This window comes from Corynebacterium sp. HMSC074E01, assembly GCF_001808885.1.
In the GTDB taxonomy this organism is placed as follows: domain Bacteria; phylum Actinomycetota; class Actinomycetes; order Mycobacteriales; family Mycobacteriaceae; genus Corynebacterium.
Genome location: NZ_KV794854.1, coordinates 377,117 through 395,726 on the forward strand (window position 1 = coordinate 377,117; position 18,610 = coordinate 395,726).

12 protein-coding genes, 1 tRNA gene and 1 pseudogene are annotated in these 18,610 nt (G+C 60.9%); 5 read left to right on the top strand and 9 right to left on the bottom strand.

The annotated features are described in order from the left end of the window. The first annotated feature begins 36 nt into the window (after nt 1-36). A complete protein-coding gene (locus tag HMPREF2537_RS11140) occupies nt 37-957 on the top strand; it encodes a DUF808 domain-containing protein (RefSeq protein WP_070529036.1) in 921 nt (306 codons plus the stop codon). On the opposite strand, the pseudogene zupT reads toward HMPREF2537_RS11140, so the two are convergent. Then, a pseudogene (zupT, locus tag HMPREF2537_RS11145) lies at nt 950-1,747 on the bottom strand (zinc transporter ZupT). The gene HMPREF2537_RS11140 and the pseudogene zupT sit on opposite strands and share 8 nt — an antisense overlap. A gap of 9 nt (nt 1,748-1,756) precedes the next feature. Then, on the bottom strand, nt 1,757-3,694 hold the full coding sequence (locus tag HMPREF2537_RS11150) for a BCCT family transporter (protein ID WP_070529043.1): 1,938 nt from the start codon (nt 3,692-3,694) through the stop codon (nt 1,757-1,759). A gap of 137 nt (nt 3,695-3,831) precedes the next feature. Here HMPREF2537_RS11150 and HMPREF2537_RS11155 point away from each other — a divergent pair, with 137 nt between their 5' ends. Next, the gene (locus HMPREF2537_RS11155; RefSeq protein ID WP_246820316.1) at nt 3,832-4,671 is read left to right on the top strand and encodes a hypothetical protein; all 840 of its coding nucleotides are present in this window, start codon (nt 3,832-3,834) and stop codon (nt 4,669-4,671) included. Between the two features lie 71 nt (nt 4,672-4,742). On the opposite strand, the gene selB is transcribed toward HMPREF2537_RS11155, so the two are convergent. The 3 genes from selB to HMPREF2537_RS11170 form a co-directional block, all read right to left on the bottom strand. Beyond that, complete coding sequence (gene selB / locus HMPREF2537_RS11160) at nt 4,743-6,533, bottom strand: selenocysteine-specific translation elongation factor (protein WP_070529050.1); 1,791 nt, start codon at nt 6,531-6,533, stop codon at nt 4,743-4,745. Further along, nucleotides 6,534-7,817 carry an L-seryl-tRNA(Sec) selenium transferase gene (gene selA / locus HMPREF2537_RS11165; protein ID WP_198531058.1) on the bottom strand — a complete coding sequence of 428 codons (1,284 nt, stop codon included), beginning with the start codon at nt 7,815-7,817 and terminating at the stop codon, nt 6,534-6,536. Between the two features lie 24 nt (nt 7,818-7,841). Further along, nucleotides 7,842-7,936: transfer RNA gene (locus HMPREF2537_RS11170), tRNA-Sec, on the bottom strand. A gap of 35 nt (nt 7,937-7,971) precedes the next feature. On the opposite strand from HMPREF2537_RS11170, the gene selD reads away from it, so the two are divergent. Further along, entirely contained in the window at nt 7,972-8,949 is a 978-nt protein-coding gene (selD, locus tag HMPREF2537_RS11175; RefSeq protein WP_070524877.1) for a selenide, water dikinase SelD, read from the top strand. Here selD and nrfD read toward each other — a convergent pair. The 3 genes from nrfD to fdnG are packed head-to-tail and all read right to left on the bottom strand — an operon-like array spanning nt 8,939 to nt 14,355. Further along, the gene (nrfD, locus tag HMPREF2537_RS11180) at nt 8,939-10,033 is read right to left on the bottom strand and encodes an NrfD/PsrC family molybdoenzyme membrane anchor subunit (RefSeq protein WP_070524875.1); all 1,095 of its coding nucleotides are present in this window, start codon (nt 10,031-10,033) and stop codon (nt 8,939-8,941) included. The genes selD and nrfD overlap by 11 nt on opposite strands. After that, the gene (locus HMPREF2537_RS11185; RefSeq protein WP_070524873.1) at nt 10,030-11,073 is read right to left on the bottom strand and encodes a 4Fe-4S dicluster domain-containing protein; all 1,044 of its coding nucleotides are present in this window, start codon (nt 11,071-11,073) and stop codon (nt 10,030-10,032) included. The genes nrfD and HMPREF2537_RS11185 overlap by 4 nt, the downstream gene beginning before the upstream one ends. 9 nt (nt 11,074-11,082) lie before the next feature. Then, complete coding sequence (fdnG, locus tag HMPREF2537_RS11190; protein ID WP_232770869.1) at nt 11,083-14,355, bottom strand: formate dehydrogenase-N subunit alpha; 3,273 nt, start codon at nt 14,353-14,355, stop codon at nt 11,083-11,085. Between the two features lie 86 nt (nt 14,356-14,441). Here fdnG and HMPREF2537_RS11200 point away from each other — a divergent pair, with 86 nt between their 5' ends. Both HMPREF2537_RS11200 and HMPREF2537_RS11205 read left to right on the top strand, forming a co-directional pair. After that, nucleotides 14,442-15,512 carry a lipoate--protein ligase family protein gene (locus tag HMPREF2537_RS11200; protein ID WP_070529063.1) on the top strand — a complete coding sequence of 357 codons (1,071 nt, stop codon included), beginning with the start codon at nt 14,442-14,444 and terminating at the stop codon, nt 15,510-15,512. A gap of 117 nt (nt 15,513-15,629) precedes the next feature. Beyond that, nucleotides 15,630-17,000 carry a dicarboxylate/amino acid:cation symporter gene (locus tag HMPREF2537_RS11205; RefSeq protein ID WP_070529065.1) on the top strand — a complete coding sequence of 457 codons (1,371 nt, stop codon included), beginning with the start codon at nt 15,630-15,632 and terminating at the stop codon, nt 16,998-17,000. A gap of 334 nt (nt 17,001-17,334) precedes the next feature. Here HMPREF2537_RS11205 and HMPREF2537_RS11210 read toward each other — a convergent pair whose 3' ends face one another. After that, nucleotides 17,335-18,597, bottom strand: coding sequence for an HNH endonuclease signature motif containing protein (locus HMPREF2537_RS11210; protein ID WP_070529069.1), 1,263 nt, complete (start codon nt 18,595-18,597; stop codon nt 17,335-17,337). Nucleotides 18,598-18,610: the final 13 nt, after the last annotated feature.

Consider the following 18,610-nt stretch of genomic DNA (forward strand, 5'->3'; position numbering starts at 1 on the left):
TGAGTACTTCTCCCCTATCTTAAAAGGATGTGAGCCATGGCCGGTGGCCTCTTTGCCCTGCTTGACGACGTCGCCCTGATCGCCCGCTCCGCTGCCTCCAGCGTCGACGACGTGGCAGCTTTGGCCGGAAAGACTTCGGTGAAAGCCGCCGGAGTCGTTGTCGATGATGCCGCCGTCACGCCCCAATATGTCCAGGGCGTCAAGCCGCAGCGTGAGCTGCCGATGATTTGGCGTATCACCAAGGGCTCGCTGATCAACAAGCTCGTCATCATCCTGCCGATCGCGCTCATCCTGTCGTGGATCGCGCCCTGGGCGCTCACCCCCATCCTCATGTGCGGTGGTGCTTACCTGTGCTTCGAGGGCGCAGAGAAGATCTTCCATGCTGTCCTCCACCGCGGTGAGAAGGACGAACAGACCGTGGAAGAAAAGGGCCCCGATGCCGAGGACTCCCTGGTCAAGTCCGCTATCACCACGGACCTTATCCTCTCAGCCGAAATTATGGTGATTTCCCTTAACGAGGTCATCGACCAACCATTCTGGCTGCGCCTGGGCGCCTTGGTCACCGTTGGTGTCCTCCTCACCTTGGGCGTCTACGGCGCCGTTGGACTGCTAGTCAAAATGGATGACATCGGCGTGGCCCTGCTCAAGCGCCACGATGGTGACTCTGCCCTGGGCACCGCGTTGGTGAAGGGCATGCCCATTGTGCTCAATATCATCGGCATCATCGGTACCGCCGCCATGCTGTGGGTCGGCGGCCACATCGTGGTCAAGGGCCTGAGCGAATTCGGCGCCGAGCAGCCTTATGGCTTTATCCACCACGTGACCGAGAGCATCAACAACGGCGTCCTCGCCTGGTTGGCGGACACCGGTTTGTCCATGTTGTGCGGCTTTATTTTGGGCGCCGTTATCGTCACCATCATCATGGCGGTCAAGGCCACCGCGGAGCGCGTTAAATAAACATCGCGAGCGACACTGCCATGACCGCCATACCGGCGATAAGGCCGTAGATGGCACAGTGGTGTTCGCCGGTCTCCTCCGCCGTGGGCAAGAGCTCATCGAGGGAGATGAACACCATGATGCCGGCGATGACGGCGAAGCTGATGCCGAAAGTCATCGGCCCGATAAACGGCATCAGCAGCGCGAAGCCGATGAGAGCGCCGAGGGGCTCGGCCAAGCCCGATAGCGTGGCCCACCAGAAGGCTTTCTTGCGTGACCCCGTTGCGCTGCGCAGGGGTACCGCCACCGCAATGCCCTCGGGGATGTTGTGGATGGCAATAGCTACGGCAACGGGAATAGCAATCTCTGGGGCTTCCAGGCCCGAGAGGAACGTGGCGAAGCCCTCGGGGAAATTGTGGATGGCCAGCGCGAAGGCAGTGAACATGCCGGTCTTCATCAGCCTCTTGCGGCGTGCTTCTTCCTCAGTGGTGGCCGGCTCGTGCGGGTTGATCTCCTCCGGCACGAGGCGGTCAATGATGGCGATAATCGCAATGCCCGCGAAGAAGGCCCCCATCATCGTTCAGGTGGCGCGCGCCTCGTCCCCGAGAGTGCTCTCTAGCTTCTTCAGGGCCTCCGGCAGGATTTCCATGAAGGAGACGTAGAGCATCACGCCCGCGGACAAACCCAGGGCAGCCGCCATGAACTTCGGGCCGGGCTCGCGCTTGCCGACGGCTAGGGCGCCACCGATAGACGTCGACAAGCCAGACAGCAGCACGAGGCTGAAAGCGAAGGCAATGGTGGCTAAGTCCATAGTGGGAAACTATAGCTTGTCGGAGTTCTCCTCTGGGGGTAGCACCAGTGACTCGCCATCCTTCACGGTTGGATCATCGTCAGTGTATTCGCCGGTTTCATAGTCATAGCCCACCGCGTGGCCTTCTTCATCCGTGCGTGCGTACCATTCGGTGACTTCCGCTGCGGTGGAATCGAACTCCGCACCGGTGGCGTAATCGGAGTCAACCGCAGTCGGCTCAATGGCTAGCGCGAAGTTATCGCCGTGCTCGCGCACGCCATGGATGACGGCGTTGGAAATTGCCTGATCCTCGTAAAAGGTACGGATGGCCGCGGGGTCGTGCCGCAATTCTCGAATCAGCGCGATGCACATGAGCACAATGATGACCGCGAAAGGCAGAGCCGTCACGGTAATAAGGTTCTGCAGGCCTTGCAGGGCATTGCGGCCGCCTGCCAGCAGAATCACGACAGCAATGCCGGCCATGCACACGACCCAGAAAATGGTGACGCCCGGCTTCGGGTTCGGGTTACCGCGCTGCGTGAGCTGCGAGTTCACGATGGACGCGGAATCCGCCGTGGTAATGAAGAAGACGATGAGCATCACCAACACGAGCGGCGCCATGATCTGCGCGCCCGGCAGGTGATCCAGGACGGTGAAGAAGATGTCCTCGGCCGGCGGCATGGAGTCAATCGTCCCATCGGGGGCGATATCGCCGTCGCGGCGCTGCAACCAAATCGTGGTGCCACCCAGAATGGTGAAGGCGCAGACGATGATCGCGGAAGGAATGAGCAAGACGCCCAAAATGTATTGGCGGATGGTGCGGCCGCGGGAAATCTTGGCCACGAATACACCTACGAAGGGTGACCAGGACACCCACCAAGCCCAGTAGAACGTGGTCCACGAGGACAGGAATGACACCATCTCTTCGCCTTGGCCCATATTGGCGGAGAGCATGCTCGGCATCTCATCGAGGTACTCAATGATGACGGCGGGCAGCATGTTGGCCAAGAAGGCGGTGGGCCCCACGACGAAGAAGAAGACCGCGAGCCCCAGCGCTAAGACCAGGTTGATATTGGACAGCCAGCGAATACCCTTCGATACGCCCGAGACCGCGGAGAAGATCGTGCCGATGGAGAGCACGATGATGATGACCAAGGCCGCCGTGTTGCCCGTGGCGGACCAGCCGCTGACAATCTCCACGCCGCGGCCAATCTGCAACGCACCAATGCCGAGCGTTGCCGCCGTGCCAAAGAGCGTGGCGATGATGGCTAGGCCGTCGATGATGCGTGCGGGCGTGGAATCCGTTTCGCGGTTGCCAAAAAGCGGCATGAGAATGGAGCTCATTAGCGGTACTCGCCCGCGCCGGTAAGACACATAGGCCACGCAGAGTCCCACGATGGCATAGATTGCCCAGGCATTGATTCCCCAGTGCATTGCCGCTTGCGCCATCGCGCCCATGACAGCCTCATCGCTGGCTGCCTCATAGGAGCCGGGGCGCGGCGAAAGGTAGTAGCTTAGGGGCTCGAAAGGGCCGAAGAAGATAATGCCGATTCCGATACCGGCGCCAAAGAGCATCGCTGCCCAGCTCACCGTGGAGAATTCTGGCTTCTCACCATCCACGCCCAAGGGGATTTTTCCGTACTTGGAGAAAGCAAGGATGAGGAGCAGGAACATCAGGAAGGTTGCCAGGGCGGTAAAAATCCAGCCCAGGTTGCGCATGACCCAATCCAAAGCCGCCGAGGATGCATTGAAAACCTGATCGGGTGCAAAGACACCCCAGGCCACAAAGGCCACAATGAGTCCGCCCACGACGATCAAGATGGGTTTGTCCACCCCATACTTGACCTTCTGGTCTTCGATGGACACGCCCGGTACCAAGGCCGGGTGAATGTTGTGCGGATAAATTATGTCTTTTAGAATCCGCTTGGCCTCGCGCGTGCGCTTCTTGCTCTTGTCGGTGTTATTCACCGAACTGTGAGAATCAGCCGAGATGGGTCTTCACTCCTTAATCGATATGTTGTTTTTAGTCTCCTATCGACCGTATCCGAGTTCCGGCTCCTGCGTAAGCTTGAGAGAAGTCCATCGCTTCCCATCTGACTCATGAGGTGACTGTCGCAACCATGGCGCTGTATCCGCTAGCTCCTTCTTATTTTGGTGTCGAGCACGTCGCGGTTCTTGAGCACGTGAACTTCTCCACCGCGTTGAGCATCCCGGGTTTGGCACACCAGCCTGCGCTTGTCGGCGTTTCCTTGCTCCCCGATCCCGCTACTGGCGGCTGGCGTGTGCGATCGGATTTCGGTTTTCTCGGTGCGCTCGATGGCGAAGAGTCCGCTGAGTATCCCGCGCTGAATCGTCTGCGCTCTGCGGCAATGACTCCAACGACGCAGGCCACCGTCGAGATTATTGACGGCGAGGTGGAGGTCGCCGTTGCCTTGGGGCTCGACCCGTGGATGATTCCCGCGAACAATCAGCCGGCGGGTACCGCGCTGCTCAACGGCGGACAGGGCGCGCTTGTTCGCGTCGCGGAAGGCGAGCTCACCGCATATCAGCTCCGCACGATGGGCACGGAACAGTTCTTCGTGACGCTCGTGCTTCTCGACGACACCGTCCTCGCCACCCACGACAACCTCGTCCTCGGTCCGTGCGCGGGGCTCTCCGATGCCCCAGCGCTGGCCGCCGCGTTCGCGGCCGCCACCCAATCCGGTGCCTCCCTTGCCGCCCGTGCTTATGCTGCCGCGGGCCGCATCGCAGTGGACCTTCCGATAGACCCCGCCGAGCTCTTCGCCCCCGCAGTCCCGCCGTTGCCGATCGACCCGAACAAGCCTGCTATCCCGCCAGTGCTCAACCCCAATGCCGATTGGGAGTTCACTGCCCCGGCCGATCCCCTTGCCTCACCGCTGCCGGCCGGTCCACGCGCCTTCGCGTCCCCCAAAGACACCTTTTAACTGGCACCTTATGCGCTTAACCTAATACACTGACCTGGGATTTCTCCGAAATCCGGCCACAAATGGTGCCGTTACTTTGGTTCCTTTGCCCCTGCCGCGCGCACGAATCGCTTTCCGTCGACTAGGCGCGTCGCCCCCGTGGCGTCGAGGTGCTCCAGCACCGGGATGGCAACCCGGCGCGTCGTTCCAAGTACCTTGCGCGCCTCCGAGAGGGTGAAGGGCTGTTCCAACTGTGAGACCACGGCGAGTGCCTCGCGCGGAGCTGAAGGCAGAAGCACCACACCGTTGGCCAGCCGGAGCAGGCGACCGGCGCGTTCAGCAGCGGCCAGCTCTTTCGGTCCCAGTCCCAGCTCTTTGAGGTCTTCCGCTTCCGGGGCAGCAAAGGGGTCCTCGCGCAGTCGCCGCTCGAGCTCCGCCACTCCCCTCTCCGCGGGGCCGAGGTCGACGGTCTGCCCGGGCATGCGCAGCACGCCATCAACTGTCTCGAGCTTGGCAGCTGCTACCGCTAGGCCTAACAAGGCCGGCTCGGTCAGTCCCAGTGCATCCATGGCCGCTGCCTTCGTCAGCCCCGGGGAGAGCGGATTCGCCTCGGCATGGGCTTCCACAGCCTGAATCAAAGCCCCTTTCCACGCAGTGACCTGACTGGCGGCGATCCACCAGTCGCGGAACTCAATGACTCCCGCCGGCTTCTCTGCCACAGAAAAGCCGTCGCGCACAAGACCACGCAGCTCCGCGTAGCCACAGCGCTTGAGCCACTGGGCCGGGTTCGTTGCTTCTAAAGCTTCTAGCTCAACAGCGCGCTTCTTGGCATCACCGCGCCTATTTAATTCAGCTGGGTGCACATCCACCACTTCTAAACCGGCCACGACGTGCCGCCCGCCCGGACTGCGCACCACAAACCTATCGAGCAAAGTAAGCGGTAACGGGCTTTCCAGAGTCAACCGCGCGAACTCACCTCTTAAAGGCCGCAGCCGCGCGCCCACTCCCGCGGTGCCGATGTGCACCACGAGGTTCTGCGGAAGCTCGCTCATGTCAGTACCGAACGTTCGCCGCACATCCACGGTGTCGAGCACACGCCAGCACCCAGGGCTAAGCAAAGCATCTCCGCGATGAACCTGGTCCGCAGCCACCCCGCGCAAGTTGAGCGCCACGCGCGTGACGGGTGCAGCGCTGTCCACTGCCTTGTTCTCACTGTGCACCCCACGCACCGTGACGCGTTGCCCACTGAGCTCAAGGCCATCGCCTACCGAAACCGTCCCGGCCGCCAGCGTTCCCGTCACCACGGTTCCAGCGCCCTTCACGCTGAAGGCGCGATCCACCCACAACCGCACGCGCGCCTGCGGATCCGACGTGGGCATACCGGCGAGAACCCGGTCCAGTTCGGCACGCAGCTTCTCCACGCCCTCGCCGGTCTTCGCCGAGACTTCGACTACGGGAGCGTCGGCAAGCGCTGTTCCAGCCAGTTCTGCTTTGACCTGCGCGGCTACCTCTGCCCGGCGGGCAGTATCAGCCCTATCAGCACGAGTCAGCGCCACCACGCCGTGCTCGATTCCCAGGGCACGCAACGCGTCACGATGATCGGTGGACTGCGCCTGCCAGCCTTCATCGGCCGCCACCACAAAGAGAACCACCGATGCCGGCCCCACCCCGGCCAGCATGTTGCCCAAGAACTTCTCGTGCCCCGGCACATCGACAAATGCGACGTCCGCGCCCGAGCCCAGCCTCGTCCACACAAATCCTAAATCGATGGTCAATCCGCGCCGCTTTTCTTCCTCCCAGCGGTCCGGTTCCATCCCCGTCAGCGCCTTGACCAGGCTCGACTTGCCGTGATCCACGTGCCCCGCAGTGGCCACTACATACACCTAGATCACCGCCCGCAATGCCGCGATGAGCTCGGCATCCTGTGCCTCCGGCACACACCGCACATCCACCAGGCAGCGCCCCTGATTCACGCGCGCCACCACAGGAGGCTCACCCAACCGCAACGGCCGTGCCAACTCCTCTGGCAACGCCACGGCCCACCCCGGTAGCGGCACCTCGGGTGCCCCGCCACCGCCGACGCGTCCGGCGTGTTCGACGACCTCACCGCCAACTGCCGCTGCCACCTTCTCCGTGCGCTCGCGGTGGCGCTGCGGATCAATGTGGAGCGCGTCCTGCACGGCGTTGGAGGGCGTGGACAGAGAGGCCTCGAGCGCGTTGAGCCGTAGCTTATCGATGCGCACCGCCCGCGCCAACGGATCTTTCTTGCACGCAGTAATCGCTTCCTTTGCACCGACGAGCACCCCGGCTTGCGGGCCGCCGAGCAGCTTATCCCCTGAAAAGAGGACAACGTCGGCGCCATCGCGAAGAGCCTCGCTGGCGGAGGGTTCTGCCGGCAGCGCGTCATCTGGTCTAAGCAACCCCGAACCGATATCCACGATGAGCGGCAAGTCGGTGAGCGCACGAAGCTCAGCAACCGATACCGAAGAAGTGAACCCACTGATCAGGAAGTTGGAGGGATGCACCTTCAAGATGGCTCCCGTGTCCTCCCCCATCGCCCGCTCATAGTCCGCCAGGTGAGTGCGGTTCGTAGCGCCGACCTCGCGCAAGCGGGTGGCCGTGGACTCGATGAGCTCGGGCAAGCGGAATCCCGCGCCAATCTCGATGAGCTCACCGCGGGAGATGATGACTTCCTTGCCAGGGGCCAAGGCCGCCGTAGCCAACAGCAGCGCGGAGGCACCGTTGTTCACTATCAGCGCATCCTCCGCGCCGGGGCATGCAGCCAATACCGCATCAACGGCCGCGCGGCCCCTATCTCGTGAGCGCAGGCCGCTGTCCAGATCCATCTCAACGTCCGTATACGATGCCGCGGACACTAGCGCATCTACCGCTGCCGGCGGTAAAGGAGCCCTGCCCAAGTTCGTGTGGATGATGACGCCAGTGGCGTTGATGACGTGGCGCAAGGAATATGGCTGCACAGCATCGAGCCTGGTGGCCAGCTCCTCCTCAATCTGGGAGGGGGCGAGGGAGCCGGAGCGGGCGTCGGCAAGCACGGCGTCGATGATCCCGCGCACCGAGTGCGGCGCCAGGCGGTGGTGGGCATCCTGCACCGCCGGGTACTGGAGGATCTCATCCATCTTCGGGATAAAGCGGCGGGGGTCAGTCATCAAAGTTCCTCCTAGCTGCGCACATGGCGGAGACGGACAGGAATCGAACCTGCCAGACCGAGATGCTCGGCCTCACCGGTTTTGAAGACCGGGGCGCCCACCAGGACACGTACGCCTCCGTCTGCTCACCTTACACGGGGCTAAAGTAGGACTTATGACTGACATTAAACTTACGTCCTTTGCCGCCGGTGGCGGTTGCGCCTGCAAGATTCCCCCGGGAGAACTCGAGTCTGCTGTGGAGGGCCTCGTGGGCACCGCGGACCCCAACGTGCTGGTCGGGCTTGACGACGGCGACGATGCCTCCGCCGTGCGCATCCCCAACGGCCTGGCGGTCATCTCTACCGCGGATTTCTTCACGCCGATGCTCAATGACCCTTATGACTGGGGCCGCGTGGCTGCTGCCAATGCGCTTTCCGACGTCTACGCCATGGGCGGCACCCCCATCACCGCCATCAACCTGGTTGGCTGGCCACGCGAGGTGCTTGGTCTCGACATTTTGCGCGAGGTTCTGCGCGGCGGCATGGACGTGGCATCTCAGGCCGGCATCTCCATTACCGGCGGCCACTCCATCACCGCACCGGAACCCACCTATGGTTTGGCAGCCACGGGTATCGTCCACCCGGATAAAATCCTGCGCAACGACGCCGCCGAAGCTGGACTTCCCATCACGCTGACCAAGCCGATTGGCGTGGGCATCCTCAATAACAAGCACAAAACCACCGGTGAGGTCTCCCAGGCCGCGGTGGACTCCATGACCGCGCTTAATCGGGATGCCTCTGCGGCAGCCGTGGCGGCCGGGGTGCGCGCGGCAACCGATGTCACCGGCTTTGGTCTTCTGGGCCATCTCTACAAGATGTGCCGCGCCTCCGGTATAGGCGCAGAGCTGGACTTCTCAGCTGTTCCTGCGATTGAAGGTGCCAAGGATGCCTTGGCGGATGGCTTCATCCCGGGTGGCTCGCGCCGCAATCTGGATTGGGTGCGCCCCCACCTCGACACAGATTTGAGCGAGGAAGACTTGATTTTCCTCGCCGATGCCCAAACATCCGGTGGACTCCTCGTCATCGGCGAGGTTCCCGGCTACCCAGTCATTGGCCGGACTGTGCCGGGCGATGCACGGATTTCTATCCGCTAGTCACCGTCGAATGGCTGAGGCCCTCTGCCCTGCGGCGGGCTTCAGCGCGCCGCTTTTGGGGGCCAATGCTTGTCGACGGATCCTTCACCGCCTCCAGCCCAGCGTTGAGCACGCCAAAGCGCGTGCACGCGGATCCCGCCATGAGCGCCACGCCGGATACCACCGACACCGCGCGCGACTTTGTCGCCGACGCGATTACGGTTCCCACCCCACCCGCGGCGATGAGCGCCTCAGAGGCCTTCATGAGTTTCCCGGGCGTGCCTTCGTGCAGCGGGCGAAGAGGCTCAGGCTCCATGTTCGCTTCCATGACACGGGTCGCGGCCAGATCGGCCGCTGCGGCAGTAATACCGAGCGCTCGTGCCGCGCCCGCATTCTCCACCGGGGTAAAGACCATGACAGCACCCGACGCCGCTGCCGAGGCCGAGGACACGAACACATAGGGCAGGTGCTTCTTCGCGTCATTCCACGTCGGGTTTGATGTGTTGGCCAACAGCACCGCGGTGTAACCCGCCAGCGGTCCGCCAAGCACGCCGGCGACAGCGCCTGCTGGGCCCGCGGCCTTATTGAGGAGGCGGCGAAGCGGCTCCGGCAGCACACCACCGACCAGCTCGTCCGCTTCCACGACCGCGGGCAGGGCCGCGGCGGAAGCGAAGCTGCCCAGGATCCACGAGCCGATGGACATCGGCGAGGTCACCTTGAAGACGCGGAACATGTTGAGCAGGCGCTCTGGGCGGCCGAGGTCCAGCACCAAAAAGACCGAACCTACCGACGCCGCGGAGAAAGCCGTCAACCGCGTCGAGCGTTTCAGCGGTGCGTTCCCAGTGGCCTGGGCACCGGCGGCCAACATCGCAGAACCGCCGGCCACGCCGCCGAGGAAGAAATAGCCGCCGATGGGCCACTCCCACGGCGGGGCCTTGACTACTGGCTTGCCGTAATACGAGGAGAACTCGAAGTCCTCGGCCATGCGCTCTTCTTTGGAACCATCCTGTGCGCCGGCTCCGACTCGTCCACGCCGGCGCTTCTTGCCGCCGCCACGCCTGCGCCTAGGCTCCTGCGGCGGGCGGTACTCATCAAACTCGCTCACTTGCGGCCTCCCAACATGAATGCCCCGGCCACAGCCAGCGCCATTCCTCCGATAGCTTTCGCTGCGGTCTTGTACATCTGCGGCAAATCCGCCGTGGGCACGCGCGGATCCGGCGGCAGCCCATAAACCTCAGGAGAGTCGAGCAACAAGAAGATTGATCCCGTTCCCCCAACACCATCTTGCGAGTTTGCTCCGTAGAGACGAGCCTCCGTCAGCCCTTGCTCGTGGAGGACGCGCACGCGCTCCCGCGCTGCGGCAAGCATCTCCTCGTAGGGGCCGAATTGGATGGAGTCCGTCGGGCAGGTCTTGGCGCAGGCAGGCTGCTCACCAATTTTCAGGCGGTCATAGCACATGGTGCATTTCTGGGCCACGCCCAGATTCTTAATGGGCATGGCCTGTCCCGGTGTATGGTCGGGGCCCTGCGGCTTGAGTTGCTTCAGCTTTGCCAACACGTTTACGCCCGCGTGGTCCGGAACCTGGTAGTCCACGGTGGCCGTTTTATCCGCCTTCAGCGTCACGCCGCCGTCATCGCGGCGCTCAATCACGCCGAACGGACAACCGGCCACGCATGTCCCGCAACCATTGCACACATCATCTTGGACCACGACGGTGCCGAATTCGGAACGGAACAGCGCGCCTGTCGGGCACACGTCCAAGCATCCAGCGTTGGTGCAATGCTTGCACACGTCGGAGGACATCAACCACCGGAAATCATCGGTATCCGGGGTCATGCTTGGGGCGGAAGCTTTGGGCATGCCTAGCGAAACAAGTTTCCGTCCCTCCTCGCGAGCCTGTTGAATACGCTCGTTGCTTTGCTCAATGAAGGCCACGTGGCGCCAAGTATTGGCGCCCAGCGAACCAGTGTTGTCATAAGAGTCACCGGTGACCGCGTACCCCTCAACCGGGTTTCGGTTCCACTCTTTACACGCCACCTCGCAGGCCTTGCAGCCAATGCAAATCGAGGTATCCGTAAAGAAAGCCATGCGCTGATAGGACTCATAGCCGTGCTTATCAGCCTTTTCGGTCAAAAGATTAGCCATTGGTCCTCCTTAGCTTTCTTTGCCTTCATAGTCGGCGACGTTTCCAGCAGTCGCATCATCACCCGTGTTGTCCTCGGTAGCTGCTTTCTCAGTGCTGAAGGCATCGTCAACATCCAGGATCCGGTTGCCGGAGTCCACGGTGAGGTGTGCTCGTTCTTGGTACTCGTGCAAGAGCTGAAGACGTGCCTCGCCACGCGGGCGGCGGCCCGGCTGGATATCGCACGCGCCCACCTTGGAATTCTGGATGAATACGTTTGGTTCCAGGGTCAGGCCCAACAGGTCGTTGGCGCCATCGCCGGCTACCTCGGTGGTCTCCGATTCTCCGTAGTGATACGGCAGACCGATCTGGTGGAAGTCCTCACCATTGATAGTAAGCATCTCCATGCGGTCCGTTACCAGAACCTGTGCCTCGATGACACCGCGTGGGGACACGATGGTGGCCCACTCACCGTTGACCAATCCACGCTTGGCGGCCAGCTCCTTGTCCACCTCGCAGAAGAGTCCCGGCTGCAGCTCCGCCAAATAAGGCAGGCGGCGTGACATCGCACCCGAGGTATACATCTCCGTCAGGCGATAGGTGGAGAAGACGAACGGGAAAACATCAGCACCGCGCTCCCCCGGCTCCGGGCGGGAGAGGTTGTCTTCGCGCTTAATTGTCAGACGCGTCGGCGACTGCTGCTGCTTGTACAGCGCATTGTGTACCGGTGATTCTTGCGGCTCGTAGTGAGTCGGCAGCGGGCCGTCAGACAATCCCTTCGGCGCGAACAGCCAGCCTAGGCCGTCGGCCTGCATGATAAACGGATCGTCGCCATCGAGGGCATCAGGGCCAATGGCGTCGACAGGTGCCACGTAGTCCGGGCGCTTCGTCAACGGGAAGTCGGGCACGTCATCGCCAACCCACTTTCCTTGCTCTTCATCCCACCAGATGTACTTCTTGCGCTCCGACCACGGAGTTCCATCCGGCTTTGCGGAAGCACGGTTGTACAAGATGCGGCGATTGGCCGGCCAGACCCAACCCCAGTCGAGAGCAACCTCGTTTTGCTCCGAACCCGGAACCTTCTTCGCGGCATGGTTGATGCCGTCCTTGTACACACCGGTGTAAATCCAGCAACCGCCGGAGGTGGAGCCATCGGTACGCATTTCTGTAAAGGCAGGCAAGAGCTGCCCCTTCTTCGGGCCGTCGAGATAGTAACCGTTGATCTCCCGCAAAATCTCATCCGAGCTCGGATCGCCGTGCTCATCTTCGGTGTAGTCCCAAGTTACGGACTTGATTGGCAGGTCGCGCGGATCAGTCGAATCCGCGAGGCGCTCCCTAATCTTCTTGCCCAGCTGGTAGAAGAACCACGCCTCACTGCGCGCTTGCCCAGGCGGCGGAACCGCTTGGAAACGCCACTGGACCATGCGCTGAGTCTGGGTAAAAGTTCCGGACTTCTCCACGTGGGTAGCTGCCGGCATGAGGAAGACCTCAGTAGCAATGTCCTCAGTCTTCAGCTCGCCGTTCTTAATCTCCGGCGAATCCTTCCAGAAGCTTGCGGTCTCAATCTCTTGGAAGTCGCGTACCACCAGCCACTTCAGGGAAGCGAGACCGCGGCGCTGCATACCACCGTTGGACTGCGCCACCGCCGGATTCTGACCGAAGACAAAGTAGCCCTCTACCTCATGGCGCAGCATGGCCAGCAAGGTCTCATAGGTCGAGTGTGCTCCAGAGAGGCGCGGCATGAGGTTAAAGCCCCAGTCGTTCTCCTTGGTAGCAGCATCGCCCCAGTAGGACTTCATGAGCGAGACCGCGTAGTTCTCGCCCAATTGCCAGAAGCCCTTCTGGTCCGCCGCGCGGAAAGAATCCAGGTAATCCGCCCAGGTTTCCTGGTCCACATGCGGCATGGGCAGGTAGCCCGGAAGCGAGTTGAACAGGGTCGGGATATCCGTCGAACCCTGAATCGAAGCATGCCCGCGTAGCGCCATGATGCCGGAACCGGGGCGGCCCACGTTACCCATGAGCAGCTGCAGGATTGCCGCGGTGCGGATGAACTGTGCACCCAAAGTGTGCTGGGTAAAGCCCAGCGCGTAGGCGAAGCACGTCGTGCGCTCCGGGTTGGAATTCTGCGCAATGGAATCCGCCAAGTAGTAGAAGTCCTCCGGCGAAATACCGCAGGTCTCCTCCACCATCTCCGGGGTGTAGCGCGAGTAGTGGCGCTTGAGAATCTGGAAGACCGTGTTCGGGTCCTCCAGCGTCATGTCCTTCTCCACGTTCCACGAGGAGCCCTCGGGCTTTTGGACATATTGCCACGAGTCCGTGACATATTTGCCCTTCTCTGCGTCGTATCCAGAGAACAGGCCCTCCAAATCCTCGGTGTCCTTAAAGCCCGGCGAAATTATCGACGCCGCGTTGGTGTAATTCACCACATAATCGTGGAAATACAGGTCATTATCCAGCACGTACTTGATAATCGCGCCGAGCAACACCACGTCGGTGCCACCGCGAATACCGATGTGACGGTTCGCAAAGGCAGACGTACGCGTATAACGCGGATCAACGTGAATAATGCGCGCGCCGCGCTTCTTGGCTTCAACGACCCATTGGAAACCAACTGGGTGGCATTCCGCCATGTTAGAACCCTCGATGACGATGCAGTCCGCATTCGCCATATCCTGCAGCGGTTGGGTTGCGCCGCCGCGGCCAAACGAAGTTCCTAGACTAGGAACGGTGGCGGAGTGTCATATGCGCGCCTGGTTTTCCACCTGAATGGCGCCGGTGGCAGTAAACAGCTTCTTGATGAGGTAGTTCTCCTCATTATCCAGCGTCGCACCGCCCAGCCCAGCGATACCCATCGTGCGGTTAAGGGGACGCCCCTGCTTATCGACGTCCTCCCAGTGCCTTGCGCGCGATTCCACGAAGCGGTCCGCGATCATGTTCATCGCGGTCTCTTCATCGAGCTCCTGCCATTCGGTGGCGTAGGGTGCTCGGTACTTGATCGTGGTGATGCGAGTCGAGGAGTTAATGAGCTGCTCAGAGGCCGAGCCCTTAGGACACAGACGCCCGCGGGAAATTGGGGAGTCCGGATCGCCCTCGATTTGGATGACCTTGTCATCCTTGACATAGACGCGCTGGGAACAGCCCACCGCGCAATAGGGGCACACCGATTGCACCACGCGGTCCGCGTCTACGGTGCGTCCGCGCAGATCTTCGCTCTTAGCCGACTGCGTAGACACATCGCGACCGAAGGCATCCTTGTTCCGGATCTGGCGCACGACGGGCCAGTTCAGTGGGCTAAAACGTGACATACCTTAAACCTACTTGCTTGCCCCAGCGTTTTCCAGCTGCCACTACCCCGCCTCTCCGAACAGCACCGCTGAGTACGCTGACAACTATGAACCACACTAAGCACTTTGAGCTCAAGGTCCCCGGCGGCAAGTTGCTCGTCGTTGACCTCGATTTAGACACCGACAACACCGTCACTGCCGCGAAGGTTTCCGGCGACTTCTTCCTCGAGCCTGAGGAGGCCTATGAGGCACTAGCCCCCGCCTTGGTCGGCACCACCACCGCCACCTCGACAGAAGAGATCCAGTCCCGCCTCGATGCAGCCCTTGCACGAATCGATTCACCCGTAGCTCTCCATGGCTTTGACACCCACCACCTTGCCGTCACCGTTAAGCGCGCGCTGTCTGGTGGCACCGATTTCACCGACCACCACTGGGAGATCCTGCGCCCAGGTGTTCTCCCCACGCCCGTAAATGTCGCACTTGACGAGGTTCTCCTCAACGAAGTTGCTGAAGGAAAGCGTGGGCCCACGCTCCGATTTTGGGAATGGGAAGATCGTGCCGTCGTATTCGGTTCCTACCAGTCCTATGCCAATGAGCTGGATCAGGAGGGCGTCGACAAGCACGGCATTGTTCCGGTGCGCCGAATCTCCGGCGGTGGCGCGATGTTCATGGAGGGTGGCAATTGCGTGACCTATTCCCTGTACGCCCCGGAGTCGCTCGTGGCCGGCTATTCCTACGAGGCCAGCTACGAATACCTGGACCAGTGGGTGCTCGCGGCGCTGAACAAGCTTGGCGTCAATGCATGGTACGTGCCGATTAATGACATCACCTCGGACGGCGGCAAGATTGGCGGCGCCGCCCAGAAGCGCCGTAAGGGCGCGGTACTGCATCACACCACGATGAGCTATGACATCGATGCGGACAAGATGATGGAGGTCTTGCGCATCGGCAAGGTCAAGGTCTCGTCCAAGGGTCTTGCCAGCGCAAAGAAGCGCGTCGACCCGCTCCGCCGCCAGACTGGCGTGCCCCGCGAGGAGATCATCGAGACCATGGCGCGCGAGTTCGCCACCCGCTATGGCGCCATCGACGCCGAGCTTTCCGACGACTCCCTCGCCGCCGCCCGCCACCTCGTCGACACCAAATTCCTCAACGATGAATGGACCAAGCGTATCCCATAATTTGCGGGGGAATTTCTGGGCAGCGTACGGTGTTATAAGTTCAAGTGAACCGATCGGTATGATCGTACCGAACTAAATGGTCCATTTCTATACAACACTGTCTAGAAGGAAAATCTCGTGTCAGACACTTCCTCTCGTGCATCCTCACGCACGCTGCCCTCGTGGGCCACCGGCTTTGGCGCCCAAGTCATCGCCGGTCTCATCATCGGTCTCATTCTCGGTTTCATCGCCTCCGGCATGGAGTCTGAGTGGCTCTCCGACACCCTGTCCGGCGTCGGCGGCGCGTACGTCCAATTGCTCAAGGTGATGGTCCCGCCGCTCATCTTCGCGGCTGTCGTCACCTCGGTTGCCAACCTGCGCAAGGTGGCTAACGCCGCCTCGCTGGCAATCTCTACCCTTGTATGGTTTGCCATCACGGCCTTCTTCTCCGTCTTGGCTGGCATTCTCGTCGCCCTCGTGATGAAGCCTGGAGTAGGCACGACTGTCGACGCCTCCACCGCCTCCGACCCTTCCAACGTTGGCTCCTGGACCGCATTCCTCCAGCAGCTCGTCCCCTCCAACTTCTTTGGACTCAAGGCCTCGCTTAGCGACGGCGAAGTCTCCCTCAGCTTCGGCGCCCTTCAACTCCTTGTCATTTCCTTGGCTCTCGGTATCGCCGCGGTCAAGGCCGGCAAGGCGGCTGATCCTTTCCTGCGCTTTACCGAGTCCTTCCTCAAGGTCATCCAGGTGGTCCTCTGGTGGATCATCCGCCTCGCCCCGATTGGCACCGCCGCCCTCATCGGTAAAGCCGTGTCCACCTATGGTTGGGATGCACTCAGCTCCTTGGGCAAGTTCGTCCTCGCTATGTATGTGGGCCTTGCACTCGTCATCTTCGTGGTTTACCCCGCCGTGCTCGTCTTCAACCGGATCCCGGTTGTTGGCTTCTACAAGCGCGTGTGGCCCGTCTTCTCCCTCGGCTTCGTCACCCGTTCCTCCATGGGCGTCATGCCAGTTACCCAACGCTTTACGGAAAAGGCCATGGGCGTGCCCCGCGAATACGCCTCTTTCGCCATCCCACTAGGCGCAACCACCAAGATGGACGGCTGCGCCTCCGTCTACCCGGCCATCGCCGCTATCTTCATTGCACAGTTCTATGGAATTGACCTTTCCCCGACCCAGTACCTTCTCATCATCTTCGTTTCCGTCATTGGTTCCGCAGCTACAGCCGGCACGACAGGCGCCACTGTCATGCTAACCTTGACGCTCTCCACGCTGGGCCTTCCACTCGCTGGTGTGGGTCTCTTGCTGGCCATCGAACCCATCATTGACATGGGCCGCACCGCCGTTAATGTCACGGGTCAGTCGCTGTGTGCCACCATCGTGGCCAAGCGCGCCGGCATTCAAGACGAAGCCGTCTGGGACGCTGCTGGTAACGGAGCCTCACACATAATGAACGAGGACCAAGACGCAGACGAGCTCGAGAGCCAGCCGGTCAACACGACTGCATAACTCTTCCCGCCCCTCCCAAGCCTTCCTGACACGCACGAATCGTGAAGGAAGGCTTTGGCATTTCTGCGCCAATCGAAGGACCTTCCTCGTCGTTCTTTTCGACGGTGTCAGTTTAGAGCTCGATACTTGGTGCTTTGGGGTCGTCGTCTGTGGCGACGGTGGGTGTGTTCTTGGGGTTTACCTTTCTTTCTGGTTCTTCCTGGACTGTGGGGGGTGCCGTCGTTTGAGACGACGAGTCTGGGTTGAATCCTTGTAAGGGGTGTGTTTTGAGTTTTTCGTCGTTTGAAACGACGGGGCCCTTCGGCTCTTTTGTCGTCGTTTGAGGCGACGGGGTTTAGAAAGGGATGTCCTCGCTGCTGTCGGTGTCGGTCTGGGCTTCGGTCTTGGCTTTGGCTTGTTGTTGTGCGTAGTCGTCGAGTTCTTGTTTGAGCTGTTGGGCTTCTTCGCGGATGCGTTTTCTGGTGGTGGTGATGTGTTGGGCGACTGTTTGTGCCCATCGTTTCTGCTTAGGCGCTAGTGGCCCGTCAGCTTCGGTGATTGTCCAGGTGCCGTCAGCGAAAAGCCAGATGACATCCCCACTGTAGGGATCTAGCAGGTAGTTCAAGGTGCCATCAGTTTTCATATTGTGATGGCCTTGGCATAGGCATGCCAGGTTCTTCGGGTGGGTTGGCCCACCATCGGCCCAGTTATGCCGGTGGTCGAGTTGGGTAAGAAAGGCGGGTTCTTCACAGCCGCCGACTCGGCAGGTCCCGTCGCGTCCTTCCACATGCTTGCGCATGATGATTCCTGGTTGGTAGCCGTCTGCTTCAGGAATATCACCGGTTAAATCCCGGGTTTTATCATGCGGCATGGCCTCTTGCCGCCACCCGAAACCTTCAACATAGGTTGGAGCATTCTCGATATCGCAGGCTTGGTAGGTGTGTAGCACTACGGTAGCTGGTGGTTGTATTTCACCGCTTAAGAGTTTGATGACTGCTTCAGGGATCGTCAGGTCGTGCTGAGTTGCCGTCTTACGGATAAAGGCATCGAGTTTAATGCCAGTGCCTTCTTTTACTTGGAGTTCTAGCCACGCAGACGTACCGTTGGAAGAAAAGTGGTAGGTGTCTTTCGGGCGGGTGTCGCGAAAGGCTATGGAGTCATCCAGGGTTTTACAGAGATCGCGGACCTTGCGTCTAATTTGGCTGCGTGAGGGAAAGGCCTGATTCGCCTTGGTTGGGGTGAAGAAATCGGCCAGGATGGTGTCGATGAAATCCAGGGTTTCATCCGTTAGGGCTGTTAGTGCTGACATGGGCTGATCAATGGCAATCAAGGACTCGATGTCGAGCAGACACAAGGTGTCTTGTATGGCTTTGACTTTCGGCAGGCTGTTAAGGCGGTGGATGGCGCGCAGGCCGGATTTGATGTGGCCTTCCGGAAGTGACCAGGCAGCTACTAGGGATAGTGCGGTGGTGTTGATGTCTGCGTCAAGGCTGGGCATGGCTGCCTGCCAGGTGTCATAGATGGCACGGCGGGCTTTAGCGCGAGCAACCGCGTGTGGATTATCCGGGTTGGTGATGGAAAAGTAAGCGGTTGAAGAACGTGTGGCGGTGGTGGTCATGGAAATCTCCCCC